At 60.3% G+C, this 21,807-nt stretch carries 19 protein-coding genes; all 19 read right to left on the bottom strand.

Annotated elements, in window-relative coordinates:
- Positions 1-32: 32 nt before the first annotated feature.
- Positions 33-1,091, bottom strand: coding sequence for a phytanoyl-CoA dioxygenase family protein (locus tag FVW59_RS15745; protein WP_148065316.1), 1,059 nt, complete (start codon positions 1,089-1,091; stop codon positions 33-35).
- 22 nt (positions 1,092-1,113) lie between these two features.
- Positions 1,114-2,019: a glycosyltransferase family A protein gene (locus tag FVW59_RS15750; RefSeq protein WP_148065317.1), complete on the bottom strand. Its 906-nt coding sequence runs from the start codon at positions 2,017-2,019 to the stop codon at positions 1,114-1,116.
- A gap of 24 nt (positions 2,020-2,043) precedes the next feature.
- Positions 2,044-3,921, bottom strand: a complete 1,878-nt coding sequence (locus tag FVW59_RS15755) for a sulfatase family protein (protein WP_148065318.1) — start codon at positions 3,919-3,921, stop codon at positions 2,044-2,046.
- Positions 3,922-3,945: 24 nt separating this feature from the next.
- Positions 3,946-4,731, bottom strand: coding sequence for a class I SAM-dependent methyltransferase (locus tag FVW59_RS15760; protein WP_148065319.1), 786 nt, complete (start codon positions 4,729-4,731; stop codon positions 3,946-3,948).
- Between the two features lie 80 nt (positions 4,732-4,811).
- The gene (locus tag FVW59_RS15765; protein WP_148065320.1) at positions 4,812-5,834 is read right to left on the bottom strand and encodes a glycosyltransferase; all 1,023 of its coding nucleotides are present in this window, start codon (positions 5,832-5,834) and stop codon (positions 4,812-4,814) included.
- Positions 5,828-6,586 carry a sulfotransferase family protein gene (locus FVW59_RS15770; RefSeq protein WP_148065321.1) on the bottom strand — a complete coding sequence of 253 codons (759 nt, stop codon included), beginning with the start codon at positions 6,584-6,586 and terminating at the stop codon, positions 5,828-5,830. Before FVW59_RS15770 ends, FVW59_RS15765 begins: the two co-directional genes overlap by 7 nt.
- Before the next feature lie 131 nt (positions 6,587-6,717).
- Positions 6,718-8,025, bottom strand: a complete 1,308-nt coding sequence (locus tag FVW59_RS15775) for an AmpG family muropeptide MFS transporter (protein WP_148065322.1) — start codon at positions 8,023-8,025, stop codon at positions 6,718-6,720.
- A gap of 36 nt (positions 8,026-8,061) precedes the next feature.
- Entirely contained in the window at positions 8,062-9,186 is a 1,125-nt protein-coding gene (locus FVW59_RS15780; protein ID WP_148065323.1) for a hypothetical protein, read from the bottom strand.
- A 44-nt stretch (positions 9,187-9,230) separates the two neighbouring features.
- Positions 9,231-11,420 carry a glycosyltransferase gene (locus FVW59_RS15785; RefSeq protein WP_148065324.1) on the bottom strand — a complete coding sequence of 730 codons (2,190 nt, stop codon included), beginning with the start codon at positions 11,418-11,420 and terminating at the stop codon, positions 9,231-9,233.
- Positions 11,407-12,609: a sulfotransferase family protein gene (locus FVW59_RS15790; RefSeq protein WP_148065325.1), complete on the bottom strand. Its 1,203-nt coding sequence runs from the start codon at positions 12,607-12,609 to the stop codon at positions 11,407-11,409. Before FVW59_RS15790 ends, FVW59_RS15785 begins: the two co-directional genes overlap by 14 nt.
- 11 nt (positions 12,610-12,620) lie before the next feature.
- Positions 12,621-13,517, bottom strand: coding sequence for a peptidylprolyl isomerase (locus FVW59_RS15795; RefSeq protein ID WP_148065326.1), 897 nt, complete (start codon positions 13,515-13,517; stop codon positions 12,621-12,623).
- A gap of 96 nt (positions 13,518-13,613) precedes the next feature.
- On the bottom strand, positions 13,614-15,197 hold the full coding sequence (locus tag FVW59_RS15800) for a hypothetical protein (protein WP_148065327.1): 1,584 nt from the start codon (positions 15,195-15,197) through the stop codon (positions 13,614-13,616).
- A gap of 96 nt (positions 15,198-15,293) precedes the next feature.
- Positions 15,294-15,743 (bottom strand): hypothetical protein, encoded by a 450-nt coding sequence (locus FVW59_RS15805; protein ID WP_148065328.1) that lies wholly within the window; start codon positions 15,741-15,743, stop codon positions 15,294-15,296.
- A 70-nt stretch (positions 15,744-15,813) separates the two neighbouring features.
- Positions 15,814-16,491: a hypothetical protein gene (locus FVW59_RS15810; protein ID WP_187275927.1), complete on the bottom strand. Its 678-nt coding sequence runs from the start codon at positions 16,489-16,491 to the stop codon at positions 15,814-15,816.
- A gap of 23 nt (positions 16,492-16,514) precedes the next feature.
- Positions 16,515-18,698 carry a type II secretion system secretin GspD gene (gene gspD / locus FVW59_RS15815; protein WP_148065330.1) on the bottom strand — a complete coding sequence of 728 codons (2,184 nt, stop codon included), beginning with the start codon at positions 18,696-18,698 and terminating at the stop codon, positions 16,515-16,517.
- 22 nt (positions 18,699-18,720) lie between these two features.
- Positions 18,721-19,389 (bottom strand): hypothetical protein, encoded by a 669-nt coding sequence (locus FVW59_RS15820; protein ID WP_148065331.1) that lies wholly within the window; start codon positions 19,387-19,389, stop codon positions 18,721-18,723.
- Positions 19,386-19,952, bottom strand: a complete 567-nt coding sequence (gspM, locus tag FVW59_RS15825) for a type II secretion system protein GspM (protein WP_148065332.1) — start codon at positions 19,950-19,952, stop codon at positions 19,386-19,388. The genes FVW59_RS15820 and gspM overlap by 4 nt, the downstream gene beginning before the upstream one ends.
- Positions 19,949-20,974 (bottom strand): type IV pilus biogenesis protein PilM, encoded by a 1,026-nt coding sequence (locus tag FVW59_RS15830; protein ID WP_148065333.1) that lies wholly within the window; start codon positions 20,972-20,974, stop codon positions 19,949-19,951. The genes gspM and FVW59_RS15830 overlap by 4 nt, the downstream gene beginning before the upstream one ends.
- Complete coding sequence (locus tag FVW59_RS15835; protein ID WP_148065334.1) at positions 20,971-21,804, bottom strand: hypothetical protein; 834 nt, start codon at positions 21,802-21,804, stop codon at positions 20,971-20,973. The genes FVW59_RS15830 and FVW59_RS15835 overlap by 4 nt, the downstream gene beginning before the upstream one ends.
- Positions 21,805-21,807: the final 3 nt, after the last annotated feature.

The following is a 21,807-nucleotide window of genomic DNA, read 5'->3' on the forward strand; positions in this document are numbered from 1 at the left end:
ATCTCCCGCCTGGAGGTGCTGCTATTGAGGGTTCAGAACAGCACTGGCTGCTGTTTGTGCGGTGCCCGTGAGGCGGCAAAGAACCAGGACTCCACGGCATAGCGGTACTCGGTGTGGTGTGAGGCGAAGCCGGTTCGATGCAGGTTGAATTCGTCGAAAAACAACGCATCCCCGGGGCGAAAACGGGGATTTTCAGCCGGCGTGGATTTTTCAATCCCGGCAACCAGGCCGGGCCCGACCGTCCAATCGAAATCCGCCCCCGCTGTGCCCGTTTCGTGGATCACCCGACGCGACGCCGGGATGATATCCATACCCGGTGCGGCGGCGTCGCCGCCACAGTCGCTGAGCGCAATCCACATATTCACAGTGCGAATGTCCTCCCCCAGAAAACGGCCGTCCTGATGCCAGCCAGCCACCTGCCCCGGATTGGGCTTTACCTTGCGCAGCACCCATTTTTTGACGGAGAGCAGAGCGGCTTCACCGAAATAACCTTCCAGCAACGACGGCAACCCCAGCTCTCGATACAGGGCTATCAGGTGCAGCGCCATGCGCGGCGAATCCACTGCCCAGACCGAGCCCGAATCCGCCGGCGTCCGTTTTCCGAGGTTACCAAACTGCACCGGGCCACCGGCCACGGAATTGGAACGCCCATACCAGCTACGATCCACCTCGGTCGCCTCGCCTTTGACAGCGGCATGGCGAGCGGCCAACGCGCAGTCGATGCCTTCGCGTAACATCGCAACCTGACCGGGCTCAACCAGCTCCCTGACAATCAAACCGCCACTGCCGAACACACCGGACTTCAGTGTTTCAATATCCAGTTCACTGGCATCGATGTCTGCCAGTTTACCGGCCTGTCTGGGGGCCTCGAATTCACGGGGCCATTGCAGTGGGTTCTCTGGCCACTGCATACGCTGGAAGGCCTCAATTCGCAGATCGAGAATACGCTGGTCCAAAGCCGGGTTCTCGCCGCGCGAGGCGAACTTTTCCAGCCTCGCTATGGCACCGGGATAGTCATCGGCTGCCAGCGCCGCCGCGACATCACTCGCAGTCTCACTATCCATGATGGACGCCAATACACTCTGGCTCATGGCGATTATTTGCCTCCGTCCTTTACTTGCTGGCCTGGCTGCGATCACGCAGATGGATTTTTGACGCCTGGCTGGGTAAATGCCCCATGAAATTCAAAGGCCGATCAGAAACCAGCTGGTCGTGGCCCCGCAACTGGCGATATTGGGATCGAAACTGATCGAGTCGCCGGCGCCGCGGTTCATCGCTGCTGTTGGTCGTGGTGCCACCGTGCAACTGATGAAAACTACCCTCTCCAACCAGTTGCACCAGGGTACTGCCCTCACTCTCCACGGCCCGCTTGTACAGGTCGATGTTCACGAAACCGCCGCCGGGAAGATCGAAACGTTCGTCCACCCCCCCAAGGCTCTCATAAAGGTGCCTGTGCAGAAACAGGCAGTTGGATTCAAACATGCGATTGAACCAGGTCACCCGGTCAGACCCGAGACCCAGGGGCGTTCCCACTTCAAACAGACGATACCCTTCTCCCGGCCATCCGATACGCTCCAGTAAAGCATCCTCACGTGCTTTGTCGTAGCCCTGCTGGATAGTCTCCGGCTGCTCGCCGGGACCCAGATAGAAGTAGCGGGTGGCTACGACAGGCTGCTCAAAGGCACTAAAGGCGCGCAGAGCCCACTGAAAAGCACCGGGTGTCAGCATGTGGGCACCGTCTATCATGATGCACAGAATGTCCCCCCTTGCCCGGCTAGCAGCGAGATTGAGCGCAGCGCAAGGGGAGGCACTCGCTTTATCGATGCGCAGCAGGTCAAGTGACATTCCCGAATAGTCGCTGCTATCCAGTGAAAGTGGCTGGGGAGAACCGTTGTCCACGACAATGACTTCGTAATCCAGTGACCTGGCATCCAACTGGTAGTTGGGCGCCAGTGACTGCAGGCTTCGGGGCACTTCCCGCTGCATATCGTAGGCAATGAGGACAACGCTGAGTTTCATACTGAAAATCCAGATATGGCGTACTTATTGAGAGCGGGGGCACAGAGTGCCGTCGATGGATTGTACGCCGTTGCGCAAATCCGGGCTCGCCTTGTCCCTGCTGACAAGGCGCTCATTGAGTACAACCGGCATACCCAGTTCGCCACTAAACACCTGTTCCTGTTCCGCACTCTGACCCAGGTAGGTAGGGTTACTGTATGCAACGTCTGGCGCCAGCGCCAGCGGCTCCTTCGTCCGGCTTGAGGCGACAGGCTCTCCATCGTAGAACATATCCAGCAATCCCCGCCGGAAAGACGGGGCAATACTGGCGCGCGTCATAGAATGACTGATGACAATTTCGGTACAGATACCCGGCGCCGGCTCTGGTGCTTGCAGTGACATGCCCAGTAGCGACAAATGCAGCTTTCCCCCGCTGCGGCGTAAGGTCCAGAATTCCTTCTGTTCCGCCAGCACCTCCTCGGGCGCAGAGGCAGCTGCCGGTGTCAGTGCCAGTGCCATACTCCATCCCTCGCTACCAGGGCTGCGCTGGAAGTCATTTCCTCTCAACAGCAGGCCCTTACCTGCTTGCTCCGCCACGACATCCACCTTGCGCAACCCCGTGCGCCAGTTGCGGTAATCACTGCGCATTTGCCGTACCAGGGCCGGCTTTTCGCTGACCTCTACAGCGCGCTCCACTCCAGGTTCAGACAGATCAAACAAAAAGAGGCTGTTGTCAATGGACTTGGTAAGCCGCCAGTTTCCGCCGGCATCCAGCGCACTCCAGCTATTGAGAAAGTAGTTCGACGACTCCCAGAACAGCGGCCTGTCCACTACAGGCATGCCACGAGCCGTGTCCAGCAGGTCATTCCTTCCTTTCGCAGAAGAGTCACCGCCAGCCAACTGCACCAGGGTGCCGATGTAGTCCTTGTAGGAAACAATGCCGTCAACTTCCCTGCCGGCAGGCAAGTGACCGGGCCAGCGCATCATCATCGGCGTCCGCAAACCCCCTTCGAGAAACTGGGCCTTGGTACCGCTAAAGGGCAGGTTGCTGGGGTACTGTCGGGCAGTTCCACCGTTGTCACTGGCGATGATGACAAGGGTATTCTCAGCGAGGTTGCGAGCATCCAGCGCCTCGATCACCTTCCCGACCAATGCATCGGTCTGCTCCACCAGGGCAAGGTAGCGGCCGCGGGGTGTATCTGGATGCCGCAAAGCGAAGTCTCCCATCGGCTCAAGCGGCGTGTGCGGGCCGTAGGTCCAATAACTGAGAAACCAGGGCCGACCATCATTCTTGCGCGCCTTGATAAAATCCAGCACACGCTGGCTCAGTATCTCTGAAAGATGCCCTTTGTACTGTAAAGGGTGGTTGTTGCCCTCCTGCAACCAGGGATCGCGATAAGTGGGCCGCCCCTCACGGAGTTCGCCGTCGGGGTGTGGACCGCGCAGCAGAAACTGATCCAGAAAGCCGAAGAAGGTATCGTAGCCCTGAGCCAGAGGCCAGGCTGGCAACGCGGTGGATCCGGCGTGCCATTTACCGATGTGGTGGGTAGTGTAGCCAAGTTCCCGCAGGCGTTCGGGCAGGGTTTCCACCTCCGTTGGAATACCGGCGCCATTGGGGCGAAAACCGAGAGCAGCGGGATCGAGCCCGGTCAGTATGCCGACCCGTGTCGCAGTACAGGTACTGTCGGTGTAGTGTCGATTGAAGCGCACCCCGGCTGCGGCAATCCGGTCAATATTGGGTGTAAGGCCGGTACTGCCGCCAAAGGCACCGACATCGTTGAGACCGAGATCATCCAGCAGGATGAACAGCACATTGGGCGACTGCGCCACTTCCCCGCCGGTTGTCTCTGACGGGCCACAGGCAACCAGCAGAAGGGCCAACAGAACCACCACGATTTTCCTGACAAAGGCGAGGGTACTCATCTTACCGGGTGATTCCGGGTGCTCCTACTGCCCGCCGGCCTGCTTGCCCTGGCCACCCTTGTTTTTGCCCGAGGTGAGCTCCTTGAAGCGCTTGGCCTGGCGCCGCGCTTCCAGGAAATGCGAGGCGTGGACATAGGTTTGCCGCAGCTTCTGGATATTGTGCTCGTCACCGGAAAACAGCAGGTTGAGCAAAGGCAGATCCGGCCGCTCACCCCCGGGTTTGCGCAACACACCCAGGCCGAAGCCGTGGTTGAACTTGAAGGTCTCGGGGTGGGAGCCTTCCAACTCCTCAAAAAACTTCCAGGCGCCAAAATCCTTGATCCGTGCCATGACATCGTGAAACAGCACGATACCGCCCGGCTTGACCTTCGGGTACCAGGACTCGAAATCTTCCTTCACCGCCTCGTAAGTATGCAGGCCGTCGATATGCAGCAGATCGATACTGTCTTCCTCGAAATGCCGCAGCGCCTCGTGGAAGAACATTTTCATCAGGTAGGTAATACCGCGGTAGTGCTCGCGGGCATGCTGCTGCACATCCTTGAAGATGGAGTCGTCATAGGCGTCGGTGTGCTCGTCGCCTTCCCAGCAGTCGATGGCGTAGGCGACGCCATCGATATCGTTCTCCACCATGGCCTGGCAGAACGTGAAGAAAGACAGGCCATTGTACACCCCCAGTTCCACCACGGTTTTTGGCCGAATGGCTTCTACCAGGTCATAGGCAAATGGCAGATGGTCCACCCAGGTGCTGAATACCATGCGCTTGGGTTCAAAGCGCTGCAAAGAGGGAGGGAAATACAGTAAATCGCTCATATTGGCTTCAATTGCAGGGGTTGAAAATCAGGACGACGAGATCACCGCGGCCAACAAACCGGCCCGGCACTGTCGCCAGCCTATGCGTCAGCCACTCTCACCAGCGGTGGAGCGGGCACTTTTTCCGGAACCAGCGCTCGCAAACAATCCACACGGGCTATGGACTCCTGCAGGAAAGGCATGGCGTTGGCAGAGATTTCACCCAGAAACAGGGGTTGGGTTTGCGGACTGACAAATTCTGCACCCCGTATTTCACGGTACTGGGCCCTGGCTGCCTCGATATAGGCGTTACGCGCCTCCGTCGCCTGCCCGCCAGTGGTTACACCGCCGTGGAACTGGTGGAAGGTGCCCTCGCCAATGCAGATAACATGCTTGATACCCGGCAGCTCACAGGCACGCTTGTAGAAATCGAGATTGATCAGGCCGCCGCCGCTGAGGTCGAACTGTTCGTCAAAACCCTGCAGTTCCTGCCACAAATTACGGGGCAGGCTGATACAGTTGCTTTCGCTGTTGGGCAAAAAAAATCCTGGAGCACAGGAGCCGCTAAAGCAACTGATATCGAACAGGCGGTAGCCGTCCAGCGGCCAGTCGATAGAAGCCAGCAGGCGCGCCTCTTCGGCGCTGCAATAGCCGCTGTTGACTGCGAGTTGCTGAAGTTCAGCGCCCAGGTGGTAGCCGGGCACGGAAACCACCGCCCGCGGCGACAACTGGTGGCCGAGCAGCATGTTGCGAACGACACCCGGGGTCAGCATCCGCGCGCCGTCAATCATGACGCAGATATGCTGCCCACGCGCCTGCCGGGCGCCAAAGTTGATGGCCGCGGCCGGGCTGGCTTCGGCGTCGACGCGGTAGTGATACTGGAAATTGGCAGGCAAACTATTGATGAATGCCTTTGCCATGGGGCGCGGCGACTCATTCTCAACCACAATGACTTCGTAGTCCTCGGCATGTACGCCCTGCTGATAGTCGAGGAACAGCGAGCGCACCGTCTTTTCGGCCTGCTCCGCCATATCGTAGACAATCACGACGATACTGATCACCGGTGGAGCGGGGGCAAGGGCATCACCACCCAGATCAGCCCGTTGCAGCAGCTTCCTCAACATCCGCTCAACCCCCTTCTACTCACCCGCTGCAGTTGCCAATACAGCCACCGCACCCGCCAGGGCAGGCCTGCGGTATGTACCTCGGAAAACTGTTTCAGTGATTCCTCATAAAAGTCCGACGCTTTCGGCTGGTCCGGCAGACGCAGCCACTTCGCGAGTTCAGTCGCCTCCTGCTGGAAAATCTCAGGATCGCGATCAAAACAGAGAACCGGAAAGCGGTGCTGGCGATACTGGAACAACAGTGCGCGATTGTAGTGATACCACAATGCCAACGCTTTCTGCCGCGGCATTTCGCTGCGGTGGTGCAGCGAGCGCGCCACCGCCTCGGGGTGCCGAAAAATGCCGACCATTTCGATGTGGGGGAAAATCGTCTTCCAGCCCTCGAACAGCAACAGCGCCCGCGGATCCTTGAAGCCCAGAATCCCGGCGCCGGCGTGCTCCGCCAGCAATGACCGGGCTGACGCCTGATGTTCGGGCCCCCAGACCGGATGCGCTGGAGGACTGTCCCAGCTACCGCCATTGTCCTGCAGAATCGTGTCATGCAGGTCGACAAAAGCCTGGTTCTCGCGATTGCCCTTGCGATTGTAGGGGTTCCAGGTATGGCACTCGCCGAGGAACAGGCCCGCGCCCTGCAGCGAACCGGTCAGGCAGCTGGTGCCGCTGCGGTGCATGCCGAGTATGGCAACCAGTCGTGCAGGGCCTGCGTCTGCTGCCTGGCCGGCTTCGGGCATCGTCCGCACGGCCTGATTCATAAGGCGGATTGCTGGATTGGGGGAAAGTGGGCTGGCATCGTAATTATTCTGGGGTACCTATCGATTTATAGCGCACAACATTGCCAATAAAATGCTATGCCTCGGCAGTATATACCATGGCTGACTGCGGATTAAACGGCTGATTCAAGCGTGCCCGCCCGGCGCCAGGGCGCCACCCACAACAGCATCAGCATACCCGGCACAGCCAGCACAGCGCAAAGCAGGAAGAAGCTTACCCAGCCGGTCTCCTCGACGATGGCGCCGGTGCTGGCATTGGCGAAGGTGCGCGGTAACGCCGCGAGAGCGGTGAACAGGGCGAACTGGGTCGCGGCAAAGGCCCGGCTCGCCTCCCTTGCGATAAATGCAGTGAAGGCCGCCGTGCCCAGCCCCACGCCCAGGTATTCAAAGGCGATCACCAGCGCCAGCAGCCAGAGATGGGCCTCGCTGGCGGCCAGCACGGCAAAGCCCAGGATACTGACAAGTTGAACCACGCCGAACAGCCACAGGCTGCGATTGATGCCGACGCGGATCATCACCACCCCGCCCAGCAGGCCGCCAAAGATGGCCGGCCACAGGGCGGCGTGCTTGGCGACAAGGCCGATTTCGGTCTTGGTAAAGCCCATGTCCAGGTAAAAGGGGGTGGCCAGCGCTGTGGCCATGTTGTCCCCCAGTTTGTAGAGGAACATAAAGGCCAGCACCGCCAGCAGGGGCTGCCACCCCTTGCGCTGGAGGTACTCCACGAAGGGGGCCACCACCGTTGCGCGCAGCCCGCCGCCCAGCGGCACTTCCGAGTCCGGCTCACGCACCACCAGCGTCATGGCAATGCCCACCAGCATGAAGGCGCCGGTGATCCAGAACACACTGTCCCAGGGCATCAGGTCGGCGAGAATCAGCGACAGCGAACCCGGCACAAGGCTCGATATCCGGTAGGCCTGCACATGGATGGAGTTGCCCAGGCCCAGCTCGGCATCGGGCAGAATCTCGCGGCGGAAAGCGTCCAGCACCACATCCTGGCTGGCGCTGAAAAAGGCGACGGCAAAGGCCACCCAGGCAATCACCAGCGTTGCCGACTGCGGCTGGAACAGACCCAGCCCGCCGATCGAGAACAGCAGCGCAAGCTGGGTGAACAACATCCAGCCCCGACGCCGCCCCAGCCGCCCCAGCAGGGGTGGCCGGTAGCGATCCATAAAGGGCGCCCACAGGAATTTCCAGGTGTAGGGAATGCCGACCAGGGAAAACAGGCCGATTTCCGTCAGCGATACGCCCTCATCCCGCAGCCAGGCCGGCACCAGTTGGTAGAGAACATACAGCGGCATGCCAGAGGCGAGGCCGATGAATACACAGGCGAGCATGCGACGATTGAAGATGGCGGCACGCCAGTCAACGCGGTTGCTAACGCTCGCGTCGGGTATTTCCTTCCTCCCGAGCTCAGCTCTCATTCGGCACTAATGCTGCTGTCATCATGTCACCAATAACTATTGATTATTTCTGGAAAGAGCGGCCAACCGCTCTACAACCCTGCGATCCAGACTATCCCAGATGTTCTGATCGGCGATGAGGTAAAGCACACCGCGCGCAAAAATTGAAGCCAGCTCCTGAAAATCCGTCCGCTCAATCTGCTTCATCAGGGCTTCGATAAAGGCCAGGACACTGAGTTTGTTGACAGAAAAGGCCTGGGTATTCTGCGCCATGGCAAAGGGCTTACTGAATAGCGGTTTACCTTGCAGAAACTGCTTTGATATCTCCCGATTTGCAGCTTCCCAGTTCTGGCAATAGCGGTTGTAAAGGCGGCGGTTTATGTACAGCACATCCCGCGGCGGTTCTTCAGGGCACAGGCGCTGGATGCGCTGTACGACCTGGTCGTTCAGTTTTTTGTCGAATCTGGTTACATTGAGGCAGCGCTTGATATACAACTGGGTAACCCCCAGCGCATCGTTGCGGCTTTCGCCGGCATTGCCACTCAAGGACGGTATGCCCATGAGGTCGCAAAAGTCGGCCAGGATGTCCCCACCAATCAGTTGGCCCGATTCGAATGGTCTCAGGATGATATTGTCCGGCCCAAAGGCACTACCCCACTCCGACACCAGCTGGAAATAGTCCTTCAGGAATATCTGATGGGTTTCATAGAACTCATAGGCGCTGCCACTCCACTGCCTGGTGCCTTTGACATCCTGATTGTAGAAGGAACTGTAAAGCTGATCCTGTGGCCGCAGGTACATCAGCACCTTGACATCGTAGCCATCCAGGGCCGTGCGGATGTCATCCAGTATGCGCGGAAGGTGGTGGGTCTGGCCAAAAAACAGCTCAGAGCTAAGAATGACTTTCTCTACTGCGCCCTGGTGGCTGGCCAGTTCATCCTCCAGCGCCTGCCAGGCCGTTCCCCTGGGAAAGGTTCCATACCAGACATCCGGCATCGGGTGGGGCTGGTATTTTGCAATAAGGTCGCAAACCAGGACGTGGTGGGCATCACCTTCGCGGCACTTGGCCGGGTACAGCACGCCCTGCTTCAGCAGGCTGCCTGCAGAAGCGCTGAGCGCACTTTGCAGGCTCGATGTACCGGTCTTCGGTGCACCAATATGAAGGTAGACAGTGGGTTTCAATTCTCTGCTCTCTGATCAATAGCGTAGGCACCAGGCACTCAAGGCTAGCGAATGATTTCGTGCATGGGCCGCGATGACAGTCGACGCTTGATCGCTCGCTGCACACGGAAGGGCACGACGGAAACCATCTTCGCTACCAGGGGGGTTCGCGCCAGGCTCCAGATGCGGGCCAGCACCCGCTCTTTGCGGGAAAGTTGTGGCAGCCCCAGGTGTAACTTGCGAGCGAAGCGGGCCAGGGTATCGTCTGAAAGTCTGGCCGCGTTACCGGTGAGCCCCGAAAGATACGTTTGCGGATAGAACTGCAGATCGATGGCGCAACCCGGCGGCTCCGACGAAACCTGCGGTAAGCCCGGAAAGGCCCTGTCATCCCGGACAGCCAGCCAGAAAGTGCGCCAATCGGCAGTGGTGGTATCCCAGGGCAGGACGGCACTCAGCGGCCTGCCGGCCACCCTTTCAACAAAGGCGCCGAGTTGCGGAACCACCACCGGCAAGCCCATGTGCAGGGCGACACTCAAGGTATAACTGTAGGTCTCCGGCCACAGCGCCGGGAACCACACCACGTCGGGCTGAATGTCGCCGACCAGTTCGTACACCCGACCATTATCGTAGGGGCCATGGGTGACCACCTGTTCCGACAGGGCGCGGTAGGCGTACCCCAGGAGATGAAATTCGATGCCCTCTTTGGCGAGCGCATTGGCCACCGCCTCGATAACATCCGCGCCTTTTTCACGGCTGATGGCTCCGACGACGAGCACCTTCAGGGGCCGGCCGCCATCAAAGGACCACTGCGGCGCGGGATAGGGCTGTGACAGGAGATAATCCGGGTGCCAGGCCACCACAGGGGTTTCAATATCGTAGAAGTGACAAAACCGGCGGGCGCAATCGGCGGAAGGAAAAATCACCCGCCGGGCAGCGCCGATCAGCAACTGCTGGTTTTCCCGCCACAGTGATGCCGTTACCCCCTCCGGTAGCGGGTAATGCGTCGCGCAGCGCTGATCGAAATCACTGTCGACAGGGTCCACATAGCGGGCGTCGCGGTCCGTCAGCGTGGGGTTGCCATTGACCAGATAGTAGTCGTGAACCGTCAGGTCGTGGCGGCAGTCCAAGGCCTCGGCCAACAGCCATAGGCGCGGTGGCAAGCCCATCGTATGGTGGAAATGGACGTGCCCGACGCCCAGCTCGCGCAGCAGCTGGACCAGTTCGTCGTATTCGCTGTCGATATCAAATTGAAGGCCGTCTTTCAGGCGCTCACCGGCGCTGAAAATGCTCAGCGCGACTGATTTACCAGAGCGCTCGGGCGTTAGCTGCAGAAACAACGCGTCACCGGCGTAGTAGCGCGCCAGTTCATCGACATGCTGCTGGGCGCCGCCACCCAGTTTATGCGAGATAGCCACAATTTTGGGCCTGGCCAGGGACGCGACCAGGTCGAACAACACCTCTGTGCGCGCTATGCGCGCCGGATCCTCACCAATGAAGCGCTGAACGGTACTGTGATAGTGCGGATAGCGGTCATCGAGGATTTCCATGGCAGCGGCAATTCGCGGACTCTGCTCCGCGGCGAAACTCACGCCACCCTTGTGATACACAAAGCAATTACCGAGATGGTAGTTGGTCCAGCCCGCAGCGTGCGCGCGCTGGCACCAGTCGTTCTCCTCGCCGTAACCGCGGCCGAAGGTTTCCAGGTCGAACAGGCCCACGGCCTCGAGGCAGTCACGGCGCAGGTACATGCAGCAACCCACACCGGAGGGAATTGGCCACAGGTTGCCCTCCAGCGGGCGCCGGGCAAAGGCATGGTCCAATTCTGCCAGGGACAGGCCGAACAGGAGTTCGTTGTCCTCACAGAAATTGGGAAAGCTCATGATGGTGGCATTGTTGGCGAAGGGCGTAACGCTAGCGACCTTCGGCTGCGAATAAGCCGCGGTACACAAGCGGGCCAGCCAGTCGTTGGCCACTTCCACATCGCTGTTGAGGAGAAGCACGTCAGCGTCCGGCCCCGCCGCCATGCCGCGATTGGCGGTGGCGACAAAACCGAGGTTCTCCGCGTTTTCCAACAGCAATACACGGTCGTGCGCAGCATCGAGCTCGCGCAGGTACTGTGTAATCTCCGGCTCCGGCGAACAGTCATTGACCAGTACCAGCCGCTCCCCGGCCGTGGTGGCCAGAACAGACTCGATACAGCTTCGCGTTTCCTCAAGCCCCCGGTAGACGGGGATGACAATATCAACCTTTGGCATTGGCTCTTAGCCGGCGAATGATCAACCCGGCAATGGGAAGGTTATAGATACGCTCCAGGCGCTCGTTGAGTTCCTGGATACGCGCGTCACGCGCTTCTACAGTATCCAGTGCGTGACGGTGCATTTCGCCGATTTCGTGCAGGCGGCGATCAAACTCCACGATCTGTTCGTCGCGCTCGGTCACGGTGGCCATGGCTTCCGCGAGTTCCTGCCCGGTGCGGGCGAGACGGCGATCGAACTCGGCAATCTGTCCGTCACGCTCGGCGATGGTATCGATGGCGGCGCGGTATTCTGCGCCCAACTGATCAATCTCTTCGTCGCGCTGTGCAATCGTCGCCAGTGCCTGGCTGTGGGACTCGCCGAGGGCAGTAAGTTCGGCGCCGCGAGCTGCGACCACCGTTGCCAGCTCGCTGTACGTGGTGAGCTGCGGGTAACGGGATTCTATCTCATCATTCAAGGCGGCAATATCCACCCTGCCACCCGGCGCAATCGCCAGCAAACCCTCATCGGAGCCAGCCACATGATGGCGTAGCTCGGAACGCACTGCGCCACTGGCATCCGCAACGGAGACACCGGACTGGCCGAGTTCAGCCAGCAGGGGCTGGAGCGCTTCCTGTGCATTACCGGTCAGGGCGGGATAGGGGACAAAGTGCGCCACCTCTGGCAAATCACTCTGCAGACGATCCAGATAGTGGCTGTACAGGCGCAGGCCAAAGCCCAGCGGGAAGCCGTCACGACGCTGCAGCGAGCGGGCCACCTCCAGCGGTGCCCGGGTCGCTATGCAGACCGTCACCGGTAGCCCCGCCGTGTCGCAGGCCTGCAACCAGAACGGCAGCGTCAGGCAGAAACGCGGGTCCTTGACCACCTCGATGGGCCCCGTGCCAAAGCCGCGGGACAGGATGCCTGCTGCCTCGGCCAGCAGGCCGTCGTTGTGATCCGGACGGGCCGCATCGACGCCGGCAGCGAGGCTGTACCAGGTCGCGCCGCGTTCCGCCAACAGTCTGTCGTTCAATGCGACGACCTCGGCATCTTCCCAGAAGCCCTCGTCATTGACACCGGCCATGGCTGCAATCAGGTGGTCGCCAAAGGTCCCACCGGCAGCGGCCAGGGCGGCGCACAGCGCCGACGTACCAGAGCGGTGCATGCCGGTGACCAGCAGCAAGTGCCGCTGTGGTTGCGAATCCGTCATCTGTGCGCCGCTCAGTCGTCGGTTTTATAGGGCGCGAAGATTTCCTCCATGACGCTGCCGTCGATTCTGGCGTCCTCGGTGATCATCATGCTCTGCTCGAAGTCAGTCATAGCAAGCTTGGTGAATTCTGCGCCGAGAGCGCGCTCAATCCTCTCCTTCACTTCCTCAAAGGGCAGGTAGTGCTCAGGCTTGATGCCATCCAGGCGGATAATGTGCACGCCAAACTGGGTCTCTACCAGGTCAGAGTACTGCCCTTCTTCGGCAATATCGAAAGCGCCACCGGTATAGCGCGGCTCAACGCCTTTTTCCCCGAGGCGGAACCACTTGTCATACAGGCCGCCCTTCTTTTTGGAGCCGGGGTCGCCGGAATACTTCTCCACCATTTCCCCGAAATCTGCGCCGTCACGCAGTTGCTGCAGCACGTCCCGCGCCTGCTCGCGCACAGGCTCCCTGTCGCACTGGCCGGGGGGGCACACAAAGAGAATATGGGAGGTCAGGCGCTGCTCGGGCACCAGGGCATACTTGTCTTTCTCGGTGGTATAGCGCTCTTCCGCCAGTTCTGACATGTCGGGAATTTCCAGGGTATCCACGAAGCGCTTGACCATGAAGTTGCTATTCACGCGCTGCTGCTTGAAACGCAACTCCCAGTAGGCATCGGGATCGTCCTGTTCGGTAATCTTTTCCGCGGACTGGGCCAGGCGCTTGTTCATCACCGCCATGCCGATCAATTCCAGGCGGTCGCCTTCATCGTTGGCCGCCGACCTACGCATCTCTCCACTCCAGCCGGCGACAATCCGCTCGAATTCCGCGCGGGAAATGGTGACATCACCATCTCGGATAAGGGGTTCGGCCTGGAGTTGCGCGGTACAGGCCAGCAACAGGGACATAGCGAGTAAACGTGAAAGCATATAGAAAAACCTCTGCAAAAAAAAACCGGCACCCTGAGGTGCCGGTTTGGATTTTACCTCAGCGTAGCGCCGGGGCGCTACGCTTCGGAGACGGACTTAGCTGGAAGTCACGTAGGAGTGCTCGATGATACGACCGTAGGTGGCGGCCGGGTTGCTCGGGAAGTTACGTTCCCAGGCTACAAAGCCGATCTTCGGAATCTCATTCTTGACAACATCAGTGGTATCACAAACGTAGGCAGCAATCGCAGTTGCAATCGCAGCCGAGCCGTTAGCGATGTTCACGCCTGCACTGCCAGCAGTTGCTTCACAAACTGCCTGAGTTTTGGCTAAGGAACTTGCTACAGACAACTCGGCCCAACCAAAGTTTGCGCCTTCGGGAGTCTCAACCACAATATCGGAGTTCTCGCTGCCCAGTACGGGCGCATCGCCCCACTGAACCACGTTCACTTCGAAGGGCAGTTCAGTCTGAACTACGGCGCCCGGGATCTGCGGAGAAACTACCAGGCCGCCTTCCGGCTGGGAGATAGTCTGCTCTTCACGATCGTAGACATCGAAGGTGGCAATCGCAGGAATATCACGGTTGTCACAGCCAGTCACTGTCAGCGGGGTATCGGTGCCAGGACCACCAGTCGCACCGAAAGTCGCGCCAGGAGCACAAACCACCTTGTTCTCGCCTTCCAGACCAGCGGTCATCAGCTGGGCGAAGTAGGCCGGCAGATTGAGCATGGTGTACTGACCGGGGAAGGTGATAACCCAGTCGGTGTTCACGTTCAGGGCCGTGTTGGCGGACCAGTCGTTGATCACTGACTCGCCACCCAGGTTGGCACGCAGCATCTGGAAGCGGTCGTTTTCATTGCCGCCCGCAGCTTGGGGGATACCGCCGGCCAGGTCAGGGTAGTCGAAGCCCAGCAGGTCGCCGCTGAACAGACCAGACTGCTGGTTGGTGATCGCAGGCTGAGCCAGGAAGCCGGTGATGTGAGTAGCGCTGTTACCGAACTCGGTGCCGCGCTCGGCATTACGCAGGAAGTAGGACACTTTCAGCGCATCGCCAGTGTCGGCGTAGGTGTTCAGACCCAGAGTCGCTTTGGTGGAGTCCAGACGCTGAACAGAGGTCAGACCATCGATAACACCCTTCTTGGTGGTGGCAACGCCGCCACGGAAGAAGTTGTCACGAACCGCATCACAGTCAGCCGGCACGCCATCGGAATCGTGCAGGGCAGAGGTGTAAATCGGCTGGGAATCGTCGGCGGAACCCATGCCGATGATTTCGATGTAACCTTCATCCGCGTCTTCACGGTAGATACCGGGCATAACGAACTTGCCGTTGGTAGTAGCCGGAGCGGTACAGGAGTTATCGGTGGTATTGAACACGACGTCGTCGCCTTCAGCCGCGATAAAGCCGGTCCATACGTCTTTCGGAGACAGAACCAGGTTAAAGTCGAGGGCGTCCATGGAGTCAGTACCACGACGCATACGCACTTTAACAACCTGGGTCAGGTCAGAAGTGTTGGTGATGTGAACACCGGTTACGAAACCGTCGCGCACAGAGTAATAGGGGATCAGCGCCAGGTCACCCAGGTCGTTACCCGCTTTGTCTTGCGCGGAGGTAACGCCAGTGTAACCCAGAGAAGCTGCAGCAACGGCTGCGGCAATACCCAAGGGCTTAAACTTTGCATTCATAAGAGGAGACTCCTAATGTGTTTTACTTCACAACCAAATGTAGAGATTGCTAGCGCTATTATTGCTAACTGCAGCTAGCTGTCAACCTGACAACCCCTAAATGTTGGCACTGTACCACCACTGACCATCCACCAGCAGCCATTGCTCTCTGAAGGTAGAAGGAAGCGCGCCAAATTTAGCTGAAACCAGAGTTTGTTTGGTCGGTTTGGACATGACCCGAACCGCCACACTTGCCACAGCTGCGCCAGCATCATAGTGAACTATTTCAAGGCCTGTCAACTGCCACTCGACCGTATAGGAAAATTGTTTCACAAACAGCTGCTTGGGAAAGGAAGCTCGGTAAGCAGGTGAAGCGTAGTCATAGGTCGCTTCAAAGTCGCGGTCGATGATCGTCTGCCAGCGCCCGCGCACACGCTCTTCCAGCTGCGCCATTTGCTCGGGGGACAGGGTCCTGGGTTGGGGTGACAGTGCGCTACAAGCCCCGAGCAGCATGGCCACAAAGACCATGAGCAGCGCGGGCCGGTACGTGGCGGTATTGGATAACATATTGAATCCCTTAACAATTAGCCCCGGAAAAGGGCAGGCATTATACGGATACCCCACCCCTGCGCATAGGCTAAAACGCAGCACTTGCACATTGGCGCCGCTGCCGTAGCACAAGGGCGTGTTCGTAGAGCTCCACATCCTGGCGGTGGTAGGCACGCACACGGCGGCGAAGCCCCGCGGGGATGTCCTCGGCCCGGTAACGCACTGAGGCTGCATTCAGCACCATCGGTTCCGCCTGCCGACCCAGAAACCTTGTGGAAAATTCACGCAAATCTTCTGTGTAAAACTCACTAATCCCCACGAAATCCAGAAACCGGAGGGGAAACCCGCGCAAAAATTCGCTGTAGACATTGCGCAGCTCGGGCGCCAGGCAAAAGCGTTCCAGCGTCCAGCCCTCCTCAATCACCCTGCGATGCAGGGAACTGGTGCTATCGGCATCGGGCTCGTAGTGGCGCGACCAGTAATGATAGTGAGACACCAGGCGCGCCACCGGTTCCCGCAGCCAGGTGACAAAGCGGCATTCGATATCGTCGCCCAGCAGCAGGTACTTCAGCGGCAGAAAATGGCCGTGCACACAGCGAACCGAGGCAAACGCATCCGCCCGGGCACGCAGCGCGTAATCGATCGACACCGCCAGGCGCTGATCCGGACTGGCGGCCAGGGGGTAGTCGTCGTAATCAGCCAGGAAGCCGCCACCATAGGCATCCTCCAGAACGGCACGAAAGCTCAGCCCGGCAGTCTTGGGCATATGCACCGAGACGAGCACAGGTTTTACTCTTCTGGCTGGGCCGGGCCGCGAATCAATTCCAGCGCACGCACCCGGGAACGCAGTTCGCGGCTGACGTCGCGCAGCTCCGATTCACTGGAGATGACACGCGGGGTAATGATCACGATCAACTCGGTGCGGCGGCTGGAGCTGTTGGTGGTACCAAACAGTGCGCCGACCACCGGCAGTCGATGCAGGAAGGGTACCCCGGAATCGGTTTCCGATGAATTCTCACGAATCAGGCCGCCCAGCACCACGGCCTCGTCCGAGCGCACCGCCACACGGCTTTTGATATTGCGTTCGAGAAAGGTGGTCTGGCCGGTTGCATCATCTGGCGCACCCACGTCAGTGACCGACTGCTCCACGTCCATGGTCACCAGGCGCCCGGCGTTGACGGAGGGCTTCACCGTCAGCTTGACCCCGGTATCGCGGTACTGGAAGTTCTCCGTCACTGTGCCCCCTTCCTGGACAAAGGACCCCTGTCGAACCGGCACCTGGTCGCCCACGTGAATGTAGGCCTCGTGGTTATCCAGCACCATCACCGATGGCGTGGAGATCACATTCACCAGCTGGTCCTTGGCCAGGGCATTCAGAACCGCGCGGATATCCCCCAGGGAATCGCTGATGGCATAAGAGAAGCCGTTGGCGATTGCCGGCCCGACGCCGGCATTACCCGCCAACTGGCCGACGCCGGTGTAACCGTCGCCAACGCCGCCGTTGAAGGTCCACTCCAGGCCGTACTGCAGCTCGTCCGTCAGTTGTACCTCGAGAATGCTGGCCTCGATGATCACCTGGGTCGCCACCACGTCGAGACGCTGCAGTGCGTCAGCGATGATGTCGAACTGCTTGCCCGTGGAGTAGATCATCAGGGCATTGTTCTCGTCGTCAGCCACCACGCGAACGTCATCGATCTCGGGATTGCCCGAGTCGACCACCGCGGCAACTCCGCCAGTACTGCCGCCGCTGCTGCCCGGGCCGGTATTGCTGAAGGCGTCGGGCCCGCTCAGGCCTTCGCCGCCGATCGATTCCGTACTCATCCCGGGCGCGACCCCGCCCTGCCCGAAGGAGGAAGCGGAGCCACCTGAGCCGCCGCTGCCGCCACTGCTACTGGCGCCGGTATAGATGCTCTGCAGCAAATCCGCCAGGCGGGTCGCAGTGGTATTCTGCACCGGATAGACATAGAGGCGCTTGGCAAAGTTATCGTCCGGCGCGGCATCGAGGCGCTTGATCCACTGGTCGACGGTATCGAGATAGTGCGCGCGCGGCGTTACGACCATCAGGCTGTTGAGTCGCTTGATCGGGATAATCTTCACCAGTTGTGCGAAATCACCCTTCTCCCCGCCCGAATTGAGCATGCCGTTCAGCACTTCTGCGGTTTCCTCGACCCCGCTGTGTTCCAGCGGAAACAGGCCCACCGACATGCCTTTGAGCATATCGACATCAAAGGTGTTCACCATATCCAGCCAGCCGCTGAGCTGGGTCTGGGTACCGGCCAGCATCAGCAGGTTGCGCACGTTATCCACGCGCAGGAAGGCGGACTCTTCCGCTACCGGCGCCAGAATCTCGGCCATATTGGCGGCGCTGATATAGCGCAGGGGTACCACAATGGTGCTGAAGCCGGTTCCCCGGTTGCCGGCGCTGGAGAGCTCGGGCGACAGCCGTGTAGCCTGTTGCGAGCCGGTCACGATATAGCGCCCCTGACTGTCGCGCACCATCAGCACGTTGTTGGCTTTAAGCAGGGATTCCAGCACCTGCAGCAACTGGTCGCGGGGTATTGGCGTGCGACTGCGCAGGGTGACCTTGCCCTGCACGGGGTGATCGACGATGTAGTCCAGACCGAGAATATCGCCCATCACCGCGTGCAGTACCTCGCCCAGCGGCGCCTCCTCGAAATTGAGGCTGACGGCGTCGCCAATCAGCTTGGCCTGCTCGGCCTTCTTCGGCGGATTAAACTGGCGGTCGGTGCCCCGGTACATTACCGGGTCAACCCGGTCACGCTCCTGAGCCTGCATTTCAGCCAGTTCGCTGGCGGACCGGGCGACACCCTTGGGCGGGGACTCGCTGCCCGCCGGCACATCCGCATCCGGCAACTGCGGCGCAGAGCCCTTGTACTGGTTCTCGAACAACGCACAACTGCTCAGGCAAAGCGTGAGCAGCAGCGGCGTAACGACCCGCGGAAATATATGCATTCCTTTCGTTCCTTGGTCCCGATTATCTCCGGCCACCCAGCACCAGACCATCTTCCTCGGGGACAGTGGTCTGAACTGCATTGCCGGTATCCGGTTGGTTCCCGGCCGCCTCGGCGGCGGGCTCCGGTTGACTGACGGCGGTGATCCCGGTGTCGGTACGCTTGAGCACCACGGTCCAGGAATCACCGTTATTATTCAGTGTGGCGCGGCCACCCTCGATTTTCCCGAGCACCCAGCCTTCGATGTTATCGTCGAGGTAGAGTCGCTGTAGTTTGTTCTTGTGCAGCGCGATAACGCCCTGCATATCACCCGCGCCAAAGACCCCGACAATTTTCAGGTCGGGCCGCTTGGTACTCGCCTTCTTCTCCGGCTCGGGCTGCTGCGCCACTACGGGCTCCGCTTCCAGTGGCCGGCGACTGGGGAAGAACAGTGGCCGGGCGCGAATCGCGGCGCTCTGCTCGCCATTCACCCTGGCGCGCTCTTCAATGCTGCCAACCACCAGCGAATCGGCCGCAGGCGCCACCGGATCCGGATTCGGCGGCAACAGCAAGTCCGCCGCCGTCAGGGCCAACTGCAGCAGTAACACCGCCGCAACCACCAGTACAGCCAACTCCAGGCGGCGCTCGGTCAACAGCGGATCCGACAGACCCCGGTAGCGGGACTGGATTACACGCAGGTTAAGCCCACTCATCCGTTTTGCCTCAGCGCCAGGATTTGCAGCGTCGCCGTAATCTCCTGGGTGTCCGGTGCGCCGCGCGCCGCGCGCCCGCGGGAGGGGTAGACCTCCATCGACTCCACCATCAGCAGCGGGTGGTAATTGGACAACTCCGCCAGGGCTATATCGAGTGCATCGACCCCGCCAACCACGGTCACCTTCACCGGGATGTGTTCCAGTTCGTCATCTTCCCGCGAAGGCAGCATCTGGCTACTGCTGATCGTCATGCCCGCGTCGGCGAAGATATCGCGAACATTCTTCTGCAGGGAAGCGGCGACCGAGGCCCGGTCGTCGGTCACCGGGTACACCAGGCCGAGCACCCCCGAGTCCACCTGGGCGGCCGCTTCCGTAAGCACCGATTCCTGATTCTTCAAACCCATGAGGCGGGCCACCCGCGGCTCCAGGCGCTCAATCTCTCCCTGGTAGTCGCCGCGCATGCCCAGCAAACTGAAAATGAGCATCAACAGCAACACCAGCGGCAATGCCAGTGTCAGCAGCACAAATATGGCGTCGCGGGGGTTGTCGCGAAACCAGTTCATGCCCCCTGCTCCTCGCGCAATCGAATCGTCACGTAAAATTGCTCGAGCCCGGTGTTGCCGAGCTTGGTAATGCCGCCCTGCTCGGCCGACACTTCGGAAAAGGCCGGCACCGATGTCAGCTTTTCTATCACTGAGGCGGCGTCGGTAGAGCGGCCACGCAGGCGCATCTCTGTCCCGCGCACTGAAAGTTCGACAATGTGTGCGTCGTCACCGAGCAGGCCTGTCAGCCTGGCCAGCTCCACATGGGGATTGGGGTACTGGCGGGAGACTTTGTCCACGCTGGTGATGGTCTGGTTGGCCGCGGCCAGCAGTTCGCGATATTCGGCGGCTTCGCGCGTCTCTGCGGTGACGCGCTCGGACAGCTCGCGGTACTGCTGCATCTCCATGAATTTGCCGCCCACGGAGACCAGCAGAATTGCCAGCAGCAGCAGAACTGCCATCACTACAAATCCGCCCATGCGCAGCAGGCGACGCTTGTAGCGCGCCAGGCGATGCCCCTCGCCAAAGCCGCGCAACACGATCGGGCGCTCTCCCGACTGCGCCCAGACCTCGCGCTCATTTACATCGTGGATGTCGTAGCGGGAACCGAGGTAGGTCATGGCGGCGCTGAGGGAGGTGATGGCAAGCTGCACTTGCAGCGACGTATCGTTGCGCGCAAGCAGACTCCAGCCCGATGCCGTGTCCTGGGCGGGGAAGGGACTGTTGCTGCTGACCTCCAGCGCCATTACAGCGTCGAGTTCGGCTTCCGCGGCTCGCGGCAGGCGCAGGGTTCGAAACAGCACCAGCGATTCGGGCAACAGGATGGCCCGGCACTCGGCCTGCTGCGCCGCTACCGGAACACCGCTGTGGAAGCACTGCGCGCCGGATTCGCCCTGCAACTCCACCACTTCATCCAGGCGCGCGCGCACCGGCGAGTGATCGCCCCACAGGAACTCCGCCCAGGCGCGCTGCCAGTACTGGCCGAGATGCCTGACGTCGTAGCCAAACAGCTGCCATTGTTGACCGGTGGTTTCGACGTTCAATGCTCTGTGCCTTTACTACCTTTTGCCAGCGCCCTTGGCGCTTCAATTCTAACCGGGTGCCAGGGCAGGTCGCTTTCGTTGCCCGGGGTCAATCGTAACCAGCGGCGACGCAACCAGCGCTGGTCGCCGTAATGTACCACGGCGTCGACGCGAAATACGGTCTCTGAACGGGGGCTCCAGGGCACGCGCGCACCGCTGCCAATGCGGCCAAAACCACCGCCCTGCAGGGCCTGCAATACTGTCTCCGGCATGGCAGCCCAGTTCAGAGAATCACTGCCGCCGGACACCGCCCGGATATCATCATAAATGGCATCCAGCAACGCGCGATTGAAGCCCGGCACTTTCAACAAATCCTCGGGCGACGACAGCTCCGCGGCATTCGCCATACCCAGCGCCCGGCGCCTGCCCATCGGCGAGCGCAACTCTACCACATTGTCTGCCAGCTGTTTGGCATCGCCCGCCGCCAGCCCCCCCCGGGCCACAAACAGTGCCGCCAGCAGCTGAGGCGGGGAGTTGAACACATCCACCAGGCCGGAAATGGGCACCAGGTTCACGCTCACCTGCTTGTCTCCCAGTGCAAATCGACCTTGTAGCGGCGGTTCTCCCCGGGCATTTCGCGGATCCCCGACCACCGATGTGAAGCGCGCCATCATCAGTTGTATGGCTCCGTCTCCCGCCGCCACCGCCACGGCTCGAGCTACATGGGCCTGGGCCAGCTTCGCATCCACCTTTGCCTGATACACAATGCCCGCCGCCAGCAAGGACATGGCTGCAAGGAACCAGACAACAATCGCCAGAGCAACGCCGGCTTGACTCCCTTGTTGACGCATGAC

Origin of the sequence: Parahaliea aestuarii (genome assembly GCF_008064635.1) — a bacterium.
GTDB classification, from domain to species: Bacteria; Pseudomonadota; Gammaproteobacteria; order Pseudomonadales; family Halieaceae; genus Parahaliea; species Parahaliea aestuarii.

Excerpts from the sequence above, each read along its gene's own strand:
- FVW59_RS15775 (WP_148065322.1), bottom strand. The coding sequence starts at position 8,025 with ATGAGAGCTGAGCTCGGGAGGAAGGAAATACCCGACGCGAGCGTTAGC.
- FVW59_RS15805 (WP_148065328.1), bottom strand. The coding sequence starts at position 15,743 with ATGTTATCCAATACCGCCACGTACCGGCCCGCGCTGCTCATGGTCTTT.
- gspM (WP_148065332.1), bottom strand. The coding sequence starts at position 19,952 with ATGAACTGGTTTCGCGACAACCCCCGCGACGCCATATTTGTGCTGCTG.
- FVW59_RS15785 (WP_148065324.1), bottom strand. The coding sequence starts at position 11,420 with ATGCCAAAGGTTGATATTGTCATCCCCGTCTACCGGGGGCTTGAGGAA.
- FVW59_RS15795 (WP_148065326.1), bottom strand. The coding sequence starts at position 13,517 with ATGCTTTCACGTTTACTCGCTATGTCCCTGTTGCTGGCCTGTACCGCG.
- FVW59_RS15760 (WP_148065319.1), bottom strand. The coding sequence starts at position 4,731 with ATGAGCGATTTACTGTATTTCCCTCCCTCTTTGCAGCGCTTTGAACCC.
- FVW59_RS15755 (WP_148065318.1), bottom strand. The coding sequence starts at position 3,921 with ATGAGTACCCTCGCCTTTGTCAGGAAAATCGTGGTGGTTCTGTTGGCC.
- FVW59_RS15750 (WP_148065317.1), bottom strand. The coding sequence starts at position 2,019 with ATGAAACTCAGCGTTGTCCTCATTGCCTACGATATGCAGCGGGAAGTG.
- FVW59_RS15790 (WP_148065325.1), bottom strand. The coding sequence starts at position 12,609 with ATGACGGATTCGCAACCACAGCGGCACTTGCTGCTGGTCACCGGCATG.
- FVW59_RS15745 (WP_148065316.1), bottom strand. The coding sequence starts at position 1,091 with ATGAGCCAGAGTGTATTGGCGTCCATCATGGATAGTGAGACTGCGAGT.
- FVW59_RS15770 (WP_148065321.1), bottom strand. The coding sequence starts at position 6,586 with ATGAATCAGGCCGTGCGGACGATGCCCGAAGCCGGCCAGGCAGCAGAC.
- FVW59_RS15835 (WP_148065334.1), bottom strand. The coding sequence starts at position 21,804 with ATGCGTCAACAAGGGAGTCAAGCCGGCGTTGCTCTGGCGATTGTTGTC.
- FVW59_RS15765 (WP_148065320.1), bottom strand. The coding sequence starts at position 5,834 with ATGTTGAGGAAGCTGCTGCAACGGGCTGATCTGGGTGGTGATGCCCTT.
- FVW59_RS15800 (WP_148065327.1), bottom strand. The coding sequence starts at position 15,197 with ATGAATGCAAAGTTTAAGCCCTTGGGTATTGCCGCAGCCGTTGCTGCA.
- FVW59_RS15810 (WP_187275927.1), bottom strand. The coding sequence starts at position 16,491 with ATGCCCAAGACTGCCGGGCTGAGCTTTCGTGCCGTTCTGGAGGATGCC.
- gspD (WP_148065330.1), bottom strand. The coding sequence starts at position 18,698 with ATGCATATATTTCCGCGGGTCGTTACGCCGCTGCTGCTCACGCTTTGC.
- FVW59_RS15820 (WP_148065331.1), bottom strand. The coding sequence starts at position 19,389 with ATGAGTGGGCTTAACCTGCGTGTAATCCAGTCCCGCTACCGGGGTCTG.